This window comes from Pseudomonas sp. DE0010, assembly GCF_007680745.1.
In the GTDB taxonomy this organism is placed as follows: Bacteria; Pseudomonadota; Gammaproteobacteria; order Pseudomonadales; family Pseudomonadaceae; genus Aquipseudomonas; species Aquipseudomonas parafulva_B.
The window spans coordinates 168908-187095 of the sequence record NZ_VEJQ01000006.1 but is presented as its reverse complement, the minus strand read 5'-3'; the positions used below and the strand labels follow the sequence as shown (position 1 = coordinate 187095).

Below are 18188 nucleotides of genomic sequence, written 5' to 3'. Positions count from 1 at the left end.
CACGGCAAGCCACCGTGGGGTGCTTGCCGTGCCCTGCATCAGAAGTCCAGGGTGAGCCCTGCATACAGCGCACGGCCGTCGCCGGGGGAGTGCAGTGACGCATCTGCTCCATCTGGGTCGTACCAGACGTACTCGTAGTAACGGTTGGTCAGATTCTTCAGTTGCAGGTCCACGCTCATGGTTTCGCTGAGTTTGTACGTCGCCCCAAGGTTCATCAGCACGTAGCCGCCATAGGTACCTTGAGTGTTCTCCCGCTCCAGGTAGTAGTTGGTCTGCCCGTTCGCCCAGGCAGTGAGCTGCAGCTTTGGGGTAGCCTGGTAGCTGATGCCGGTATTCCACAGGTGATGTGGCACGTGATCGATTTCCTGGCCCTTGCTACCTGGTAATGCGCTGCTGGGCTCAAGGATCTTGGAGTACTGCCAGGAGTACGACATCCATACCTCGGTGCGTTCATCCGGGTGCAGGTTGACCTGCAGGTCGTAGCCCCAGCGCCGTGTCTCACCGACATTGTCCGACTCCCCACTCGGGTCGTTCAGGCGCCGGCTCACTTCGCCAGAGGCGTCCTGGCGCCAATAGGCCACACGGCCATCGACCCAGCTGGCCGGGGTGAACTTGACGCCGGTTTCCCAGCCTTCGTTGATCGAAGGGGACAAGTCCTCGTTGCGCGGCGGCACCTTGTAGGCTGCGGCGCCGGTACCGACCTGGAAGGTGCGACCCCAGTTGGCGTAAACGCTGGCAAACTTCCATGGCGAATAGACAATGCTGAGCTTGGGCTGCTTGATCAGCCCGTAGTCGTTGATGTCGTAGCCCTGTCCGGTCATCTTGTTGGTGAAGTCACCACTGATCTTGTCCACCCGGTAGGCCGGCACGATCTTGAGCGACTCCAACGGCTCGATCTCTGCCTGTACGTAGGCACCGACTGTGTTGAAGTCGAAGTCCTGGTCACGTGTCTGCGCCTGGCGTACACGCGCTTGGGTACGGTAGCGCTCGCTGCGGTTCTGTTGCTTCTGCACATCGCTGCCACCTTCCAGCGCAAAGGCGTGCAGCCAGTCCACCTGTGGTCGCCAGGTCAACGAGGTGATGGCGCCGTACTGGTCCTCGTAGGTGTCGCGCTCCTGCTGTGAACTGGTGCGCCAGTACTGGGTCCAGCGACGGTCGTCATAGGTGTTGAGGTAGGCCTTGGCCGACCAGGACAGGGTCTCGGCCAGGTCAGTGTCCAAGTGCACGCTGACCTGGTTCATTCGCCGCGTGCCTTTGTCCGTGGCGTTGTAGTCATTGGTCATGCGCGGATGATGGCGGGCGTCGTCCTTGGTCAAGTATCCCGCTTCCTGGGCTTCGGACTCGTAGTGACGCGCGATCAGACCAAGGCGGTAGCTGCCATCGTCAGGGGTATAGAACCACTTGCCGCCGAAACTGTAGCGTTCGGTGTCGGCATGATCGCGGTAACCGTCGACCTGCTGGCGGGCTAAGAAATAGTTCTGTGTCCAGTTACTGGTTTCGATGCCTTTGGCCAGTTGCACCTCGCGGGTGTTGAAACTGCCGTAGCGCAGGCGCGCCTTGTTGTAATTGCCGCCGGTGCGGGTGTTGATGTTGACGTTGCCGGCGATGTTGTTCAGGCCATAGCGCGGGTCGCTGGTGCCGCGCACCACTTCGATGCTGTCGATGTCCATGGGGAACACCGCGTCGATGAAGGGCATGTTGCCGTCGTTGGTGTTACTGGGGATGCCATCGATCAGCAACTTGACCGCGTTCACTTCGCCTTCGCCATTGAAGCCGCGAAACGACAGTTTGCCCGAGGTGGTGCCTTGGTTGAACTCGGTGAGCATCACCCCCGGTGCCCGGCGCAGCAGCTCCCAGCTGTAGGCGACTGGCATTTTTTCGAGGATGTCACCGCCTAAAATATCCACCGAACTGAGCACGCTGCTGGTGGCCAGCGGGCCGCTTTCGGTGCTGGTCACGCTGACCGCACCGAGGGTTAGCGTCGAGTTCTCGGCAGCGCGTGTTTCGGCAATGGCCGATGACAGAGGGCTGAGGCTATAAACAGCGAGCACGGGCAGGACGGCGCGTGCGGTATGACGAAACGCAGACATGAAGTGTTTCCTGAAGACAGTCGAGCAGCGCTGCGCGCCGCATGTCGCGGGGCAGCAATGGGTAAGCAACGACGGGTCAGGCCAGGGGAGAGGCGCGGGGGTTGAGCTTGGGCCACTGTTCACGCGGCAACGGCAGCTTGTGGCTGTCACCGATCAGCAGTACGTCGGGCCAGTAGCGGGGGAACAGGTGCCGATAGTGGTCGCTGGCCAGCAAGGCATGCCCGGCATGGCCACAGCAGCAGTCACCCGCCTGATGCTTGATTGGCGGCTGATCGTCCAGTTGCGGCAGGTCGGCCTTGAGCTGGGCCAGCAGTGACTTGGGCAAGCTCTGCGCACCGTGCAGGCTGCAAAAGCTTCCCAGAATCAGCGATTGGCTGTCGATGCTCGGGGATTGCAAGGCACGATTGAGCGGCATCGCCAGCAGGTTGAACAGCACGGCAATGCCTGCAAGCAAACACACAAGTGAGCGTGCACGTACGGTCATCTGACCCCCAGGCGATCAAGGCCCGTATTAAGCCTCATTCGCGATCAGGTATGAAATGTCGCTGCTGCGCCCTATTGTCGCAGGGCGCCCGCCTGGGCGAGGCACCTGTTATCTGCCCCGAATCAGGCGCCGCAGTGCAAAGCGGTTGGGGTGGCAGGCTTCGGCGACCGTTCGCGGTACCGGCAGCGGTTCGCCGCAGACCCAGGCCGCCACCAGTTCTGCGCTGAGTGGCGCCGTGATCAGGCCCCGCGAGCCGTGGCCGCTGTTGACGTACAGGCCCTCAAGCCAAGGGCACGCCACCTGCGGCACTTGTCGCGCGTCCCGGGCAAGCGCTGCATAGGCCTGGGCAAAAGCGTGGTCGTCGGCCAAAGGCCCGACAATAGGCAGGTAGTCCGGGCTGGTGCAGCGGAAAGCGGCGCGGCCTTCGAGCGCCTGCGCATCGAACCCCGCCGCGCCAAGACGGTGGGACAGGTCAGGGGAAATTTCGTCCAGCAGCGCCAGGTTGCCCTCGTGTTCGGCCGCCGTGGGGGTCAGGTCAGTGCTGTGGAAATCGAAGCTGGCGCCCAGGGTGTGCTCGCCGCATCGCGCGGGCGCCACATAGCCTTGCGCGCAGACCACGGTGCCCAGCGCCCGGCTTTGGGGTGTTGCGGGCAGTCGGGTGACCTGGCCACGAATACGCTTGAGCGGCAAGCCGGCGCACGGTTCGAACCGTTTGACCTCGGCAGCACTGGCCAGGATCATCACCGGCGCGTCGGCCAGCAACTGGTCACCGGCCCAGGCCTGCCACCGCCCCGCGACCTTGTGCAGCGACAGGACCTCCTGGTGCGTGACCAGGCGGATGTTGGGATGCTCAAGCTGTTGGCGGCACAGCGCGGGCGGATGCACCCAACCGCCTTCGGGATAGAACAGCCCGCCTGCCGGTAGGGTGATGCCGGCGGTGGCCTGGGCCTGCTCCTGGGTCAATGCGTGCACAAGACCGGGGCCGAAGGCCTGCACCAGCTTGCCCTGGCGCGCCGCTTCCTTGTCGTCGAAGGCCAGTTGCAGGACGCCGCAGGCGTCCCAGTCCTCGCCGCGCTGAAGGTGCTCAAGCTGACGGCGGGTGTAGCCGAAACCGGCGAGAATCATCCGGGACAAGGCCGTGCCGTGCGCCGATAGCTTGAGGTACAGCACCCCCTGCGGGTTGCCGGACGCTTCCTGCGCCGCTGACCCATGCCGCTCCAGTACCGTGACCTGCCAGCCGCGTCGGGCCAGGCTTGCCGCCGTGCAGCTGCCGGCCAGCCCGGCACCCACCACCACGGCCTGACGCGGCCCATCCCCTGAAGGCGGTCGGCCGTACCAGGGCGCTGTAGGGGCAGGGGTCGGGCCCACATACGCCCCGCTCATCACTTCCCACTTCTTGCCGATGCCAGGCACCTTCTTCATGGCAAAACCCGCCTCCACGAGGCTGCGGCGTACCCAGCCGGTGGTGGTGAATGTACCCAGCACGGTACCGGGGTGGGACAGCCGCGCCAGTTGCGCGAACAGTGCCGGGGTCCACATGTCGGGGTTCTTGGCAGGGGCAAAGCCGTCGAGGAACCAGACGTCGACCTGGGCGTCGAGCTCCGGCAATTGCTCGAGCACATCACCAATCAGCAAGGTGAGGGTGACGCGTCCACCTTCGAAGGTGAATTGCTGATACCCCGGATGCACCGCCACGTATTGGGCCAGCAAAGGCTGGCTGTAGGCGGCCAGTTCCGGCCACAGACTGATGGCACGGGCCAGGTCATCGCGGGCCAGGGGGAATTTCTCGACGCTGACGAAGTGAAGCCGGGCATCTGCGGGGGCGTGTTGCGCGAACAGTTGCCAGGCGCAGTAGAAATTCATGCCGGTGCCAAAGCCCGTCTCGCCGATGACCATGCAGGCATCAGGCGCCATTGCAGTGAAACGTTCAGCCAGGCGGGTTTGTCCGAGAAACACATGGCGGGTTTCATCGATGCCTTCATTGACGGCGAAGTACACGTCATCGTAATGCCGCGAATGAGGGCGGCCCTGTTCGTCCCAGTCGATCTGGGCGTGCTGGAGCGGGGGAGTTACGGTCATGGCAGGTGCACAGCGACAAGCGACTGAAGAAGTGGCGATAGTCGCATGCCTGGGGCTTTCTTGCAGCCCGAGCTCCCTACCCAGGTGGGCTTTTGCGCTAGTCTTGTCTATCCATTGAAGGAGCCCGTGCATGTTCGAATCTGCCGAAATTGGTCACAGCATCGACAAGCAAACCTACGACGCCGAGGTACCCGCCTTGCGTCAGGCACTGCTCGAAGCCCAGTATGAGCTCAAGCAGCAAGCGCGTTTTCCGGTCATTGTGCTGATCAACGGCGTGGAGGGGGCCGGCAAGGGCGAGACGGTCAAGCTGCTCAACGAGTGGATGGACCCGCGCATGATCGATGTGCTTACCTTCGATCAGCAGACCGACGAGGAACTGGCGCGGCCACCGGCCTGGCGTTACTGGCGCGCCTTGCCGCCCAAGGGGCGCATGGGGGTGTTTTTCGGCAACTGGTACAGCCAGATGCTGCAGGGGCGCGTGCATGGGGTGTTGAAGGACGCGGTCCTGGACCAGGCTATCAGCGGTGCCGAACGCCTGGAGCAGATGCTGTGCGATGAAGGCGCGTTGATCATCAAGTTCTGGTTTCACCTTTCCAAGAAGCAGATGAAGGCGCGGCTCAAATCCCTCAAGGACGACCCCTTGCACAGCTGGAAGATCAGCCCGCTGGATTGGCAGCAGTCACACACCTACGACCGCTTCGTGCGCTTCGGGGAGCGTGTGTTGCGCCGCACCAGCCGCGATTACGCGCCCTGGCATATCGTCGAGGGGGTTGACCCCAATTACCGCAGCCTGGCCGTCGGACGCATCCTGCTCGACAGCTTGCAGGCGGCCCTGGCCAACAACCCCAAGGGTAAGCACCAGAGCAATGTCGCGCCGCTGGGTCGCAGCATCGACCAACGTAGCCTGCTGGGTGCCTTGGACCTGAGCTTGCGTCTGGACAAGGCGGACTATCAGGAGCAACTGGTCACCGAGCAGGCGCGCCTGGCCGGTTTGCTGCGTCACAAGCACATGCGCCGTCATGCCTTGGTAGCAGCCTTCGAGGGCAATGATGCGGCGGGCAAGGGCGGTGCGATCCGGCGCGTGGCCGCTGCCCTGGATCCGCGTCAGTACCGGATCGTGCCCGTTGCCGCACCTACCGAAGAAGAACGCGCGCAGCCTTACCTGTGGCGTTTCTGGCGGCACATTCCCGCGCGTGGCAAGTTCACCATCTTCGACCGTTCCTGGTATGGGCGGGTGCTGGTGGAGCGGGTCGAGGGGTTCTGCAGCCCTGCCGACTGGATGCGTGCCTATGGCGAGATCAACGACTTCGAAGAGCAACTGGTGAATGCGGGCGTGGTGGTGGTCAAGTTCTGGCTGGCCATCGATCAGCAGACCCAGCTCGAGCGCTTCGAGGAGCGTGAGCAAACCCCGTTCAAGCGCTACAAGATCACCGAGGACGACTGGCGCAACCGCGACAAATGGGACGACTACAGCCAGGCCGTGGGCGATATGGTCGACCGCACCAGTAGCGAGATCGCGCCCTGGACGCTGGTTGAAGCCAACGACAAGCGCTGGGCACGGGTCAAGGTTCTGCGCACCATCAACGAAGCACTGGAAGCGGCGTTCGCCAAGCACAAGAAGTAGGCCGGGCGCGTACACCTGACATGAACGTGGGCTTGGGCAGCACAGCCGCGATCCGGTGTGTTGCCCGCATCATGCCCCCACAGAATGACGTGATGAATTCTTTTCCCGGCAGGGCTGCTCAGCTTACCTGCGCAACCCCGTAGAATTCAGCCACCCCCACCACGGATCTGATCGAGGACACCATGCACACCACCTCCGGCCGTTGGGTTCACGGCCTGCTGCTTGCCCTGCTGACAGCGCTGCTGTGGGGCATCCTGCCGATCAAGCTCAAGCAGGTGCTGCAGGTGATGGACCCGTTGACGGTGACCTGGTATCGCCTGCTGGTGTCCGGTGGACTGCTGTGCGCCTGGCTGACGGCCAACCGCCGCCTGCCGTCGTTCGGCCGGCTCACGCCCAAGGGCAGGGGCCTGGTTGGGGTGGCGGTGCTGGGCTTGATGGGCAATTACGTGCTGTATCTGATCGGCTTGAAGTTGCTCAGCCCTGGTACCGCGCAGCTGGTGGTGCAACTGGGGCCGGTGCTGCTGCTGGTGGCCAGTGTGTTCGTTTTTCGCGAGCGCTTCAGTGTGGGGCAGGGGGTAGGGCTGTTGATCCTGCTGGCAGGCTTCGGGCTGTTCTTCAACCAGCGCCTGGAGGAGCTGTTGACCTCCCTTGGCGCCTACACCACTGGTGTGCTCACCATTGTGCTGGCCACCAGTATCTGGGTGTTCTACGCCTTGAGCCAGAAGCAGTTGCTGACGGTGTGGAATTCGCAGCAGGTGATGATGGTGATCTACCTGTGCTGCGCAGCGCTGCTGACGCCTTGGGTGCAGCCGCTGGAGGTCTTGCAGCTGAGCTCCGTACAGGGCTGGCTGCTGCTGGCGTGCTGCCTGAATACGCTGGTGGCCTATGGCGCCTTTGCCGAAGCCCTGGCGCATTGGGAGGCTTCCCGGGTCAGTGCGACGCTGGCATTGACGCCATTGGTGACGTTCGTGGCGGTGGCACTGGCTGCGCTGGCGTGGCCTGATTATGTGCAGGCCGAGCAGATCAACCTGTTGGGGTATGTAGGGGCCGTGGTCGTGGTGGCAGGCTCTGCGCTGGTAGCGCTCGGGCCTTCGCTGGTGGCGGGATGGCGGGCACGTCGTGCCCGGCTTGCACAAGTGTCCTAGGTGTTGGGGGCGGGTGGCGCCTCTGATCAGACCCCTGTTGGGCAGCAGGAGTGGTTGTTGGAGCGGCCTAGCCGGGGCGCCGGACCGGCCGCGATGGGCTGCGCAGCAGCCCCAGAGATGTGAGCACTATCGCCAATTGCCGGGGCCGCTTCGCAGCCCATCGCGGCCGGTCCGGCGCCCCGGCGAGGCCGCTCCCACACGGAGGTTAGCTGGCCCAGATGCGGTGCAAGACAGTTGCTTGCACATCAAATGCGCAAGCCTTCTCGGCGTTGCCAAAAAAAGGGGCCGCGCAGGCAGCCCCCACAGACTTCAACCCTTGCCACCCGGCGCCAGCATGTTCTCAGGCTTTACCCACTCATCGAACTGCTCGTTGGTCAGGTAGTCCAGCTCAAGCGCTGCCTCACGCAGGGTCTTGCCTTCACCATAGGCTTTCTTGGCAATCTCGGCAGCCTTGTCGTACCCGATATGCGGGTTCAGTGCCGTCACCAGCATCAGCCCCCGCTCCAGGTGTGCGGCCATCTGCTCGGCATCTGGCTCGATGCCCGCCACGCAATGCTCCTGGAAGTTGCGGCAACCGTCTGCCAACAGTTCGATGGACTGCAGCAGGTTATGGATGATCACCGGCTTGAACACGTTCAGCTGCAGATGCCCCTGGCTGGCGGCAAAGCCGATCGTGGTGTCGTTGCCCAGCACCTGGCAGGCCAGCATCGACAGCGCCTCGCACTGGGTCGGGTTGACCTTGCCGGGCATGATCGAGCTGCCGGGCTCGTTGGCGGGCAAGCGCACCTCGGCCAATCCCGCACGGGGGCCTGACCCGAGCAGGCGCAGGTCATTGGCGATCTTCATCAAGGCCACCGCCAGGGTTTTCACCCCCCCAGCCAGGCTGGTCAGCGGCTCGTGCCCGGCCAGCGCTGCAAACTTGTTGGGCGCGGTCACGAAGGGTAGCCCGGACAGGGCAGCCAGCTCGGCAGCGATGGCTTCGGCGAAGCCCTGGGGCGCATTGAGGCCCGTGCCCACCGCCGTGCCGCCCTGGGCCAGCTCATACACCGCCGGCAGGCTGGCGCGGATGGCGCGCTGGGCATAATCGAGCTGCGCCACGAATGCCGAGACTTCCTGGCCGAAGGTGATCGGCGTGGCATCCATCATGTGCGTGCGCCCGGTCTTGACCAGGCGATGGTGCCGGGCCGACAGCTCGGCCAGGCCCGAGGACAGCTCGGCGATGGCCGGCAGCAGTTGCTCGTGCACGGCCTGGGCGGCTGCGATGTGCATGGCGGTGGGGAAGCAGTCGTTGGAGCTCTGGGAGCGGTTGACGTGATCGTTGGGGTGCACCGGCGACTTGCCGCCGCGCACCTGGCCGGCCAGTTCGTTGGCGCGACCTGCGATCACCTCGTTGACGTTCATGTTGCTCTGCGTGCCACTGCCGGTCTGCCAGACTACCAGTGGGAATTGATCGTCATGCTTGCCGTCGAGGACCTCGTCGGCGGCCTGCTCGATCAGCCGGGCAATGTCGGCGGGCAGGGCGCCGTTGCGGTCGTTGACGCGGGCAGCGGCTTTCTTGATCAGGGCCAGGGCATGCAGCACGGCGAGCGGCATGCGTTGCTGGCCGATGGCGAAGTTGATCAACGAGCGCTGGGTCTGGGCGCCCCAGTAGGCGTGCTCAGGAACTTCGACCGGCCCAAGGCTGTCTGTTTCGATACGGCTCATGCTGCATTCACTCCCTTGTCAGTCAGAATCAGCAGTTTAGGCCCTCATGCGACCTGGCGGTTCAATCGCCTGTCGTGCCACTTGAGCAGCTCGCCCTGGCGGGCGCAGAATGCTCGCTCTGAGGTACCGCCTCCCCCTCCTGAAGGAAATGCAATGACCCGTCTTCGTGTCCTCTGTGCTGCCGTAGCCCTGGCTTGCGCCAGTGGCCAGGTCCTGGCCGCCACCGCCAGCCACAACGCCGCTGCCGAGAAGTTCCTGACCCTGGCCAATGCCGACAAACTGGGCACGCCGGTGTACATGCAAGTGCAGCAGATGTTTGCCCAGCGCTTTGCCCAGACCAAGGCGCCTGCTTCCAAGCAGCCCGTACTGGAAAGCTACCAGGCCAAGGCCAACGCCGCGCTGGACAACGCCATTGGCTGGAACAAGCTCAAGCCCAAGATGGTCGACCTGTACACCCAGACCTTTACCGAGCAAGAGCTCAAGGACCTGGTCAAGTTCTACGAGTCGCCCCTTGGCCGCAAGGTGCTGCGCGAGATGCCCAAGGTCACCCAGCAATCGGCTCAGCTGACCCAGCAGACCCTCGAACCTGCGGTGCCGGTGGTCAACAAGCTGCTTGAAGACATGACCAAGCAGCTGGACCCCAACTATGGCAAGGCAGCCGCGCCAGCCAAGAAGTGAGCACGGCCATGAACATGCAACAGCGTATCGAACAGCAACTGGCAAGCCTGACGCCCCAGCACCTGCAGGTGCTCGATGAAAGCCACATGCACAGCCGTGGTCAGCAGACCCACTACAAGGCGGTGATCGTGAGCGATGTGTTCGAAGGGCTGAACAGCGTCAAGCGGCATCAGAAGGTGTACGCGACCATGGGTGAGCTGATGGGCCAGATTCATGCGCTGGCCATCCACACCTATACCGGCGATGAGTGGGCGCAGGTCGGCAGTGCGCCGGCATCGCCTGTATGCGCCGGCGGCGGGCACTGAAACCTTGCTGTTGTTCTGGTAGAATCCGCTTCATCCCAAAAAGGGGCTGCTGCACAGCCCATCGCTGGTCCGCCAGCTGCTTCAGATAAACCCACTGCGTTGACGCACCGGGCACCTGAAGCGGCAGGTGTGCCTGCGGTGGGCGTGCAGCGGCCCTTTGTTCATTGTGAAGCCCGGTCCGCCCCTTACGAGGGCAACCACCTGGAGAACCTGATTCATGTCACACCCTATCGTCGTCGCGGCGCTGTACAAGTTCGTCACCCTGCAAGACTACGTAGAACTGCGCGAGCCGCTGCTCAAGGCCATGCTCGACAACCACGTCAAAGGCACCTTGCTGTTGGCCCATGAAGGCATCAACGGCACCGTGTCAGCCACCCGCGAAGGCATCGATGGCCTGCTGGCCTGGCTGCGCAGCGACCCACGCCTGGTGGACATCGACCACAAGGAGTCGTACTGCGACGAGCAGCCCTTCTACCGTACAAAGGTCAAGCTCAAGAAAGAGATCGTCACCCTGGGCGTGCCTGGGGTCGATCCCAACCAGGCGGTGGGCACCTACGTCGAGCCCAAGGACTGGAACGCGCTGATCAGCGACCCCGAGGTACTGCTGGTCGATACGCGCAACGACTACGAAGTGGCCATCGGCACGTTCAAGGGGGCCGTCGACCCCAAGACCGAAACGTTCCGTGAATTTCCCGACTACATCAAGGCCAACTTCGACCCAGCCCGCCACAAGAAGGTCGCCATGTTCTGCACCGGCGGCATTCGTTGCGAAAAAGCGTCCAGCTATATGCTCGGTGAAGGTTTCGAGGAGGTCTATCATCTCAAGGGTGGCATCCTGAAGTACTTCGAGGAGGTACCTGAGGAACAAAGCCTGTGGGAGGGCGACTGCTTCGTGTTCGATAACCGCGTCACGGTCCGCCATGACCTGAGCGAGGGTGAATACGACCAGTGCCACGCCTGCCGTCATCCGATCAATGCCCAGGAGCGTGCCTCGGAGCACTATTCGCCAGGTGTAAGCTGCCCGCACTGCTGGGATTCGCTGAGCGAGAAGACCCGCCGCAGCGCCATCGACCGGCAGAAGCAGATCGAGCTGGCCAAGGCCCGCAACCTGCCGCACCCGATTGGCCACAACTACAAAGCCGAGGCTTGATCCATGTCTGCGCGCCTGATCTACGTGATGGACCCGATGTGTTCCTGGTGCTGGGGCTTCGCCCCGGTGGCCAGTGCGCTGATCGATCAGGCAAATCAGGCAGGCGTGCCGACCCATCTGGTGGTCGGCGGGTTGCGCAGCGGCAGTGCCGCGCTGGATGGCGCTACCCGCAAGTACATTCTTGAGCATTGGCAGGCCGTGGCCGAGACAACGGGGCAGCCTTTCAATTTCGAGGGCGCCATGCCCGACGGCTTTGTCTATGACACTGAACCGGCCTGCCGGGCACTGGTCGCGGCCCGCGAGCTGGACGGCGAGCGCCTCTGGCCCCTGCTGGCAGCCATACAGTCTGCGTTCTATGAAGGGGCTCATGACGTGACCACCGCCCCGCATCTGGTGGAGCTGGCCGAGCAGGCGGGTTTCGAGCGCGGGCTGTTTGCCGAGTCATTCACCCGCGCCGAAACCCGCGCTGCGACCGCGGCGGATTTCGCCTGGGCCCAGGGCTTGGGCATCGCAGGGTTCCCGACCTTGCTCGCTGAGCGCAACGGTCAGCTGGCCTTGCTGACCAACGGGTATCAGCCGCTCGAGCGTCTGCAACCGTTGCTTGGCCGCTGGCTGCAGCAGGCCGCCAGTGCTTGATGTGCCCGGGTCGCCCGACCCGGCGCCGTCCAAGCCGGTGGGCTCGGCCGACCGGTTGAGCTGGTCGGAAATCCGTCGCCTTGCCCTGCACCATAAAAAGCAGCTGTGGACGGCGAACCTGATTGCCGTGCTGGCAGCGTGTTGCAGTGTCCCGATTCCATTGTTGCTGCCGCTGCTGGTGGATGAAGTGCTGCTCGGGCATGGCGATGCCGCGCTCAAGTGGATGAACCAGCTGTTGCCGTCTGGCTGGCAGGTCGCAGCGGGCTATATCGGCCTGATGTTGTGCCTGACCTTATGCCTGCGCCTGGCGGCACTGGCGTTCAACGTCATCCAGGCCAGGCTGTTCGCCGGCTTGGCCAAGGACATCGTCTACCGGCTACGCATTCGCCTGATCGAACGGCTCAAGCGTATTTCCCTGAAAGAGTACGAGAACCTGGGCAGCGGCACGGTCACCACGCACCTGGTCACCGACCTGGACACCCTGGACAAGTTCGTGGGTGAGACCCTCAGTCGCTTTCTGGTCGCCATGCTCACCCTCACCGGCACGGCCGCCATCCTGCTGTGGATGCACTGGCAACTGGCGCTGCTGATCCTGTTGTTCAACCCGCTGGTCATCTACTTCACGGTGCAGTTGGGCAAGCGGGTCAAGCACCTGAAAAAGCTCGAAAACGACAGCACGGCACGCTTCACCCAGGCGCTGGCCGAAACGCTCGATGCCATCCAGGAGGTCCGCGCCAGCAACCGTCAGGGCTATTTCCTCGGTCGGTTGGGCGTCAAGGCCCGCGAGGTGCGTGACTACGCCGTGGAGTCGCAGTGGAAGAGCGACGCCAGCGGCCGTGCCAGCGGGCTGCTGTTCCAGTTCGGCATCGACATCTTCCGCGCAGCGGCCATGTTGACGGTGTTGTTCTCGGACCTGTCGATCGGCCAGATGCTTGCCGTCTTCAGCTACCTCTGGTTCATGATCGGCCCGGTCGAGCAGTTGCTGAACCTGCAATATGCCTACTATGCCGCGGGCGGCGCGCTCAATCGCCTCAATGAGCTGCTGGCACGCGCCGACGAGCCCCAGTACCCGGCGGCCAGTGACCCCTTCGCCGGGCACGCCACGGTGGGCATCGAGGTCCGGGACCTGTCCTTTGCCTACGCCGACGAACCGGTGCTGGACAACCTGAACCTGGCCATCGCACCCGGTGAGAAGGTGGCCATTGTCGGCGCCAGCGGGGGTGGCAAGAGCACGCTCGTGCAGCTGCTGCTCGGGCTGTACAGCGCAGATGCAGGCACCATTCGCTTCGGTGGCGCCACCCTGCAGGAAATCGGCCTGGAAACCCTGCGTGAGCAGGTGGCGGTGGTGTTGCAGCATCCGTCGCTGTTCAACGACAGCGTGCGGGCCAACCTGACCATGGGCCGGGACTGCACCGACGATGCCTGCTGGCAGGCATTACGGATCGCCCAGCTCGACGCCACCATCGCCGCGCTCCCCCACGGGCTGGACAGCGTGGTCGGGCGCTCGGGCGTACGCTTGTCCGGCGGCCAGCGTCAACGGCTGGCCATTGCACGCATGGTGCTGGCCGAGCCCAAGGTGGTCATCCTGGACGAAGCCACCTCGGCGCTGGACGCTGCCACCGAGTACAACCTGCACCAGGCGCTGGCGCGTTTTCTCAAAGGCCGCACCACACTGATCATTGCCCACCGCTTGTCGGCGGTGAAACAGGCGGACCGGGTGCTGGTGTTCGACGGTGGTCACGTGGCAGAGGACGGTGACCATCAGCAGCTGATTGCCGAGGGTGGGTTGTACGCCAAACTGTATGGGCACCTGCAACAGATCTAAGGGCTGTGAGAAGTGGCTTGGGACGACGGTCAGGCGGGGCTGCTTGTAACACGACCTCACCGAGTATCGTAATGCGGTTCATTTAAGATCGTTAGGGCCGCTGCGCGGCCCATCGCGGCCGGTCCGGCGCCCCGGCGAGGCCGCTCCTACAGGGGTCCCGTGTCACTTGAGATCGTGTAGCCCTACCTGCGCAGCCACTGTCTTTGCACCGTACTTGAAAGCTACCGAATTGGGTGTAGGAGCGGCCCTTGTGCCGCGATGGGACGCGTAGCGGCCCTAAATGAACAACATCACACCGAGTTCTCGAGCTTTTCACACCCAGACTAAGGCTTGAGCAATCGCAGGAATTCCACACCGGCCGGCGCCATCACCTGTTCGGCCCGCGTGATGACGCCGATCTCGCGTATCACGCCCGGATGATCCACCACCACCTTGCTCACTTCGTCACGGCCCTCGTCGGCCGACTCGGGCAACAACGCAACACCCTGGCCCTGGCGCACCAGGGCCAGCACCGTCGACATGTAATTGGCTTCAAGCCCTGCCGCCAGGGGCAGGCGCGCGTCGGCGAACAGCCGCTCGACCAGGTTGCGCACGCTGCTGTCCCGTCCGGTCAGCAGCATGGGGTATGCCGCCGCTTCGGCCAGGGTCACCGCTGTCCGCCTGGCCAAGGGGTGGTCGTGCGGCACGTACAGGCACAGGCGATCTTCGAGTAGTGCCTTGAACGCCAGCCCCTGGGTAGGCCGCGCCTGTACACCCAGGCCGAAATCCACTTCTTGCTCCAGCACCAGCGTATCGATGCGCTGGGCTACCACGTCGCGCAGCCGGACCTCGATGCCGGGGAAGCGTTCGCGAAAGCGCTGCACCACGCCTGGCAGCAGCCCCGAGCATAGTGAGGGCAGGGCCGCGATGGTCAGTACGCCCCGACGGGAGGTGGCATGGTCGCGGGCCGCTTCGACGATGTTGTCCAGGTCGAGCAGCAACTTTTCCATCGGCAGCAATGCATGCTGACCGGCAGCGGTCAGGCCGACGTGGCGCGGGCTGCGTTCGAGCAAAGTCACCCCGAGCCAGTCTTCGAGTTGGCGAATCTGCACGGTGAGCGCCGAAGGCGACAGGTTCAAGGCCACGGCCGCTTTGGAAAAGTTGCCGGTTTTTGCCACGGCCAGGAACGCGCGGATGAGCTGGATCGCATTTTTCATTTTGTTTTTCCGAACGTGGCCTGCCGAATATTTCAATTCACAGAGCCTAACGCCGTTGTTATTACTCTTGCAAAACAACAACAGGGCCTTCTCTCGCAATAGCGAACCAGAGGCCGAAGAGGAAACCCCATGCTCGCCACCCTCGGTGTCGCCACTATCCTGTGCATGCTCGTGAGCATCATGAGCAAACGCATCTCCCCCTTGGTCGCCCTGATTGCCCTGCCCATCATCGCGGCGCTGCTCGGCGGCTTTGGCCTGCAAACCAGCGCCTTCATCATCACCGGCATCAAGAACGTCGCCCCGGTCGTGGGCATGTTCGTCTTTGCCATCTTGTTCTTCGGCATCATGACCGACGCCGGCATGCTCGACCCGATCATCGATCGCATCCTCAAGCGCGTCGGCACCCGCCCGACGCGCATCGTCATGGGCACGGCCTTGCTGGCCTTGCTGGTGCATCTGGACGGTTCGGGCGCAGTGACCTTCCTGGTGACCATTCCGGCGATGCTGCCGCTGTACACGCGCCTTGGCATGGACAAGCGCATTCTGGCCTGCGTCACGGCCATGGCGGCCGGGGTCAACTTCCTGCCCTGGACCGGCCCGGTGCTGCGCTCATCGGCAGCGTTGCACGTGCCGGTGGCCGACCTGTTCCAGCCGCTGATTCCGGTGCAGATCGTCGGGCTGATCTTCGTCTTCGCCTGTGCCTACTGGCTTGGGCGCCGCGAAGAACGGCGCCTGGGCCTGGGCCTGGGCCGCGACCAGCTCGACGTCACGCCGCACCAACGTACGCTCACCGACACCGAGCGCGAGCTGCGCAAGCCTCGCCTGTTCTGGCCCAACCTGCTGCTGACCCTGGTGGTGATGGGGGTGATGATCTCAGGGGTGGTGGACCCGGTGGTGATGTTCATGGTCGGCACCGTGCTTGCCTTGTGCCTGAACTACCCCAACGTGGACGCGCAGCGGGCGCGCATCGACGCCCATGCCAAGACCGCCCTGACCATGGCCAGCATTCTTCTGGCCGCTGGCGTCTTCACCGGCATCATGCAAGGCACCGGCATGCTCAAGGCCATGGCCGAAGTGGCGGTGGGGCAGATTCCCGCAGGGCACGGCCAACTGATTCCTGCGGTGGTCGGCTTTCTGTCCATGCCCTTGAGCCTGCTGTTCGACCCGGATTCGTTCTACTTCGGCATCATGCCGGTGGTCGCCGAGGTGGGCAGGGCCTTGGGCGTGGACCCGATGCAAGTGGCCCAGGCTTCGCTTCTGGGTGTGCACACCACGGGCTTTCCGGTCAGCCCGCTGACCCCCGCGACCTTCCTGCTGGTCGGCCTGTGCAAGATCGAACTGGCCGATCACCAGCGCTTTACCATCCCTTTCCTGTTCGCGGCCTCGGTCCTGATGACCTTGACCGCCTTGGTCATTGGAGTTTTCTAGATGAAAACCATACGCATCGGCGCTGGCGCCGGCTATTCGGGCGACCGCATCGAGCCGGCCATCGAGTTGGCGCAACAGGGCGAACTGGATTACCTGGTGTTCGAGTGCCTGGCTGAGCGCACCATCGCCCTGGCGCAGCAAGCGCGGCTGCTCGACCCGCACGGTGGTTTCGACCCCCTGCTGGGCGAGCGTATGCGCCGCGTGCTGCCCTATGTAGGCACAGGGGCCGACGGCACGCGGCGGCGCCTGCGCATCATCACCAACATGGGGGCGGCCAACCCACTGGGCGCGGCCAGTGAAATCCGCCGCATTGCGGCTGAACTCGGTATGCCTGGTATCAAGGTAGCGGCGCTGACCGGCGACGATGTGCTCGCCACCTTGCAGCAACGGCCCGAACAGACCCTCGACAACGGCGCCACCCTGGCTGAGCTGGGCGATCGGTTGATTTCAGCCAACGCTTATGTGGGCGCAGCAGGCATTGTGCAGGCCTTGCAGGCCGATGCCGACGTTGTGGTCACTGGCCGGGTGGCCGATCCGTCGCTGTTTCTCGCGCCGCAGCTGTTCGAGTTCGGCTGGCGCGAGGACGACTGGACGTTGCTCGGGCGCGGCACCCTGGTTGGGCACCTGCTCGAATGCGCAGGGCAGATCAGTGGCGGCTACTTCGCCGATCCCGGTGTGAAGGAGGTGCCCGACCTCGACCGCCTTGGCTTTCCACTGGCCGAAATCGATGCAACGGGCCATGCGGTGATCAGCAAGGTGGCCGGTTCCGGCGGGCGCATCGATACCGCTACCTGCACCGAGCAACTGCTGTACGAAGTGCATGACCCGGCCGCTTACCTTACGCCTGATGTGACCGCTGATTTCAGCCAGGTGGCGTTTCAGGCCCTGGCCCAGGATGAGGTCCGGGTGCAGGGCGCCGATGGGCGCGCGCGCCCGGAGGCGTTGAAGGTGTCGGTGGGTTTTCTCGACGGTTGGATCGGCGAAGGGCAGATGTCCTATGGCGGCCCTGGTGCAGTAGCCCGCGGGCGCCTGGCCGAAGCCATCGTACGCAAGCGACTGCAACTGACCGGTGTGGCCTGCGACGACATCCGCAGCGAGCTGATTGGCGTCAGTGCCCTGCACGGTGATGACCTGGGCCAGCGCGCCCAGGGCGAACCCTGGGAGGTGCGGCTGCGTGTGGCGGCGCGCTGCGCCTCCAAAAGCGATGCGGTGCGCATCGGCAACGAGGTGGAAACCCTTTATACCAACGGTCCCTATGGCGGCGGTGGGGCGAGCAAGTCGGTGCGTCAGGTGGTGGCGGTGGCTTCGCTGTTGCTGCCCAGGGACGCGGTCACCTTGCAGGTGCATCTGGAGGAGATGGCATGAGTACCCCGACAAAACTGCGGGACATAGCCCACAGCCGTACCGGCGACAAGGGCGACACGTCGAACATCTCGGTCATCGTCTTCGATTCGGCTGACTACCCGCGCCTGGTCCAGTGGCTCACGGTAGAGCGCGTCACGGCCCACTTTGCCGAACTTCTGGACCCGGCAGGGCCCCCCGTTCGCCGGTACGAGTTGGCGCAGCTCGGGGCGTTGAACTTTGTGCTGCCCGGCATCCTGCGCGGCGGCGTGACCCGATCGCTGGCGTTGGATGCCCATGGCAAGGCGCTGGGGGCGGCACTGCTGGACCTCGAACTCTGACAAGTGCTTGGCCTGCGGCGCGCGCGGTGATCAAGCTCGGCCCCGCGTTGCGCACCTTGAGTTGATCAAAAGCTAGGCTGCCATGACTTGATTGACGTGGTCCATGCGGTGTCTGCGACAATGTGTCCAGCACCGCGCCGCGCTCAAACCGGCGAGCCAGAC

General features: G+C 63.9%; 15 protein-coding genes. 10 read left to right on the top strand and 5 right to left on the bottom strand.

Going from position 1 to position 18188, the window contains the following annotated elements:
- Positions 1-38 precede the first annotated feature (38 nt).
- The 3 genes from FS767_RS07230 to mnmC all read right to left on the bottom strand — a co-directional run bounded on the left by FS767_RS07230 (position 39) and on the right by mnmC (position 4653).
- Entirely contained in the window at positions 39-2090 is a 2052-nt protein-coding gene (locus FS767_RS07230) for a TonB-dependent receptor (protein ID WP_144964703.1), read from the bottom strand.
- A gap of 76 nt (positions 2091-2166) precedes the next feature.
- Positions 2167-2574 (bottom strand): DUF2946 family protein, encoded by a 408-nt coding sequence (locus FS767_RS07225; RefSeq protein ID WP_144964702.1) that lies wholly within the window; start codon positions 2572-2574, stop codon positions 2167-2169.
- Between the two features lie 108 nt (positions 2575-2682).
- Complete coding sequence (gene mnmC / locus FS767_RS07220; RefSeq protein WP_144964701.1) at positions 2683-4653, bottom strand: bifunctional tRNA (5-methylaminomethyl-2-thiouridine)(34)-methyltransferase MnmD/FAD-dependent 5-carboxymethylaminomethyl-2-thiouridine(34) oxidoreductase MnmC; 1971 nt, start codon at positions 4651-4653, stop codon at positions 2683-2685.
- 130 nt (positions 4654-4783) lie between these two features.
- On the opposite strand from mnmC, the gene pap reads away from it, so the two are divergent.
- Both pap and FS767_RS07210 read left to right on the top strand, forming a co-directional pair.
- Positions 4784-6277, top strand: a complete 1494-nt coding sequence (gene pap, locus FS767_RS07215) for a polyphosphate:AMP phosphotransferase (RefSeq protein WP_144964700.1) — start codon at positions 4784-4786, stop codon at positions 6275-6277.
- A 182-nt stretch (positions 6278-6459) separates the two neighbouring features.
- On the top strand, positions 6460-7422 hold the full coding sequence (locus FS767_RS07210; RefSeq protein ID WP_144964699.1) for a DMT family transporter: 963 nt from the start codon (positions 6460-6462) through the stop codon (positions 7420-7422).
- A 309-nt stretch (positions 7423-7731) separates the two neighbouring features.
- On the opposite strand, the gene FS767_RS07205 is transcribed toward FS767_RS07210, so the two are convergent.
- On the bottom strand, positions 7732-9126 hold the full coding sequence (locus FS767_RS07205; RefSeq protein WP_144964698.1) for a class II fumarate hydratase: 1395 nt from the start codon (positions 9124-9126) through the stop codon (positions 7732-7734).
- 153 nt (positions 9127-9279) lie between these two features.
- Between FS767_RS07205 and FS767_RS07200 the strand changes: the two genes are divergently transcribed.
- The 5 genes from FS767_RS07200 to FS767_RS07180 all read left to right on the top strand — a co-directional run bounded on the left by FS767_RS07200 (position 9280) and on the right by FS767_RS07180 (position 13720).
- Positions 9280-9804 carry a DUF2059 domain-containing protein gene (locus tag FS767_RS07200; RefSeq protein WP_058605622.1) on the top strand — a complete coding sequence of 175 codons (525 nt, stop codon included), beginning with the start codon at positions 9280-9282 and terminating at the stop codon, positions 9802-9804.
- Positions 9805-9812: 8 nt separating this feature from the next.
- Positions 9813-10109 carry a BolA family transcriptional regulator gene (locus tag FS767_RS07195; RefSeq protein ID WP_144964697.1) on the top strand — a complete coding sequence of 99 codons (297 nt, stop codon included), beginning with the start codon at positions 9813-9815 and terminating at the stop codon, positions 10107-10109.
- Between the two features lie 217 nt (positions 10110-10326).
- Complete coding sequence (locus FS767_RS07190) at positions 10327-11259, top strand: rhodanese-related sulfurtransferase (protein ID WP_144964696.1); 933 nt, start codon at positions 10327-10329, stop codon at positions 11257-11259.
- A gap of 3 nt (positions 11260-11262) precedes the next feature.
- Positions 11263-11895: a DsbA family protein gene (locus FS767_RS07185; RefSeq protein ID WP_144964695.1), complete on the top strand. Its 633-nt coding sequence runs from the start codon at positions 11263-11265 to the stop codon at positions 11893-11895.
- Positions 11888-13720, top strand: a complete 1833-nt coding sequence (locus FS767_RS07180) for an ABC transporter ATP-binding protein (protein ID WP_058605618.1) — start codon at positions 11888-11890, stop codon at positions 13718-13720. The genes FS767_RS07185 and FS767_RS07180 overlap by 8 nt, the downstream gene beginning before the upstream one ends.
- Before the next feature lie 323 nt (positions 13721-14043).
- Here the strand turns inward: FS767_RS07180 and FS767_RS07175 are convergent, their stop codons facing one another.
- Entirely contained in the window at positions 14044-14916 is an 873-nt protein-coding gene (locus tag FS767_RS07175; RefSeq protein ID WP_144964694.1) for a LysR family transcriptional regulator, read from the bottom strand.
- A 129-nt stretch (positions 14917-15045) separates the two neighbouring features.
- Here FS767_RS07175 and FS767_RS07170 point away from each other — a divergent pair, with 129 nt between their 5' ends.
- Genes FS767_RS07170 through FS767_RS07160 form a run of 3 tightly spaced genes read left to right on the top strand, consistent with a single transcriptional unit; the run spans position 15046 to position 18026 of the window.
- Positions 15046-16344, top strand: coding sequence for a CitMHS family transporter (locus FS767_RS07170; protein WP_144964693.1), 1299 nt, complete (start codon positions 15046-15048; stop codon positions 16342-16344).
- Entirely contained in the window at positions 16345-17709 is a 1365-nt protein-coding gene (locus FS767_RS07165; protein WP_144964692.1) for an acyclic terpene utilization AtuA family protein, read from the top strand.
- A complete protein-coding gene (locus FS767_RS07160) occupies positions 17706-18026 on the top strand; it encodes a hypothetical protein (RefSeq protein ID WP_144964691.1) in 321 nt (106 codons plus the stop codon). Before FS767_RS07165 ends, FS767_RS07160 begins: the two co-directional genes overlap by 4 nt.
- The last annotated feature ends 162 nt before the right edge of the window (positions 18027-18188 follow it).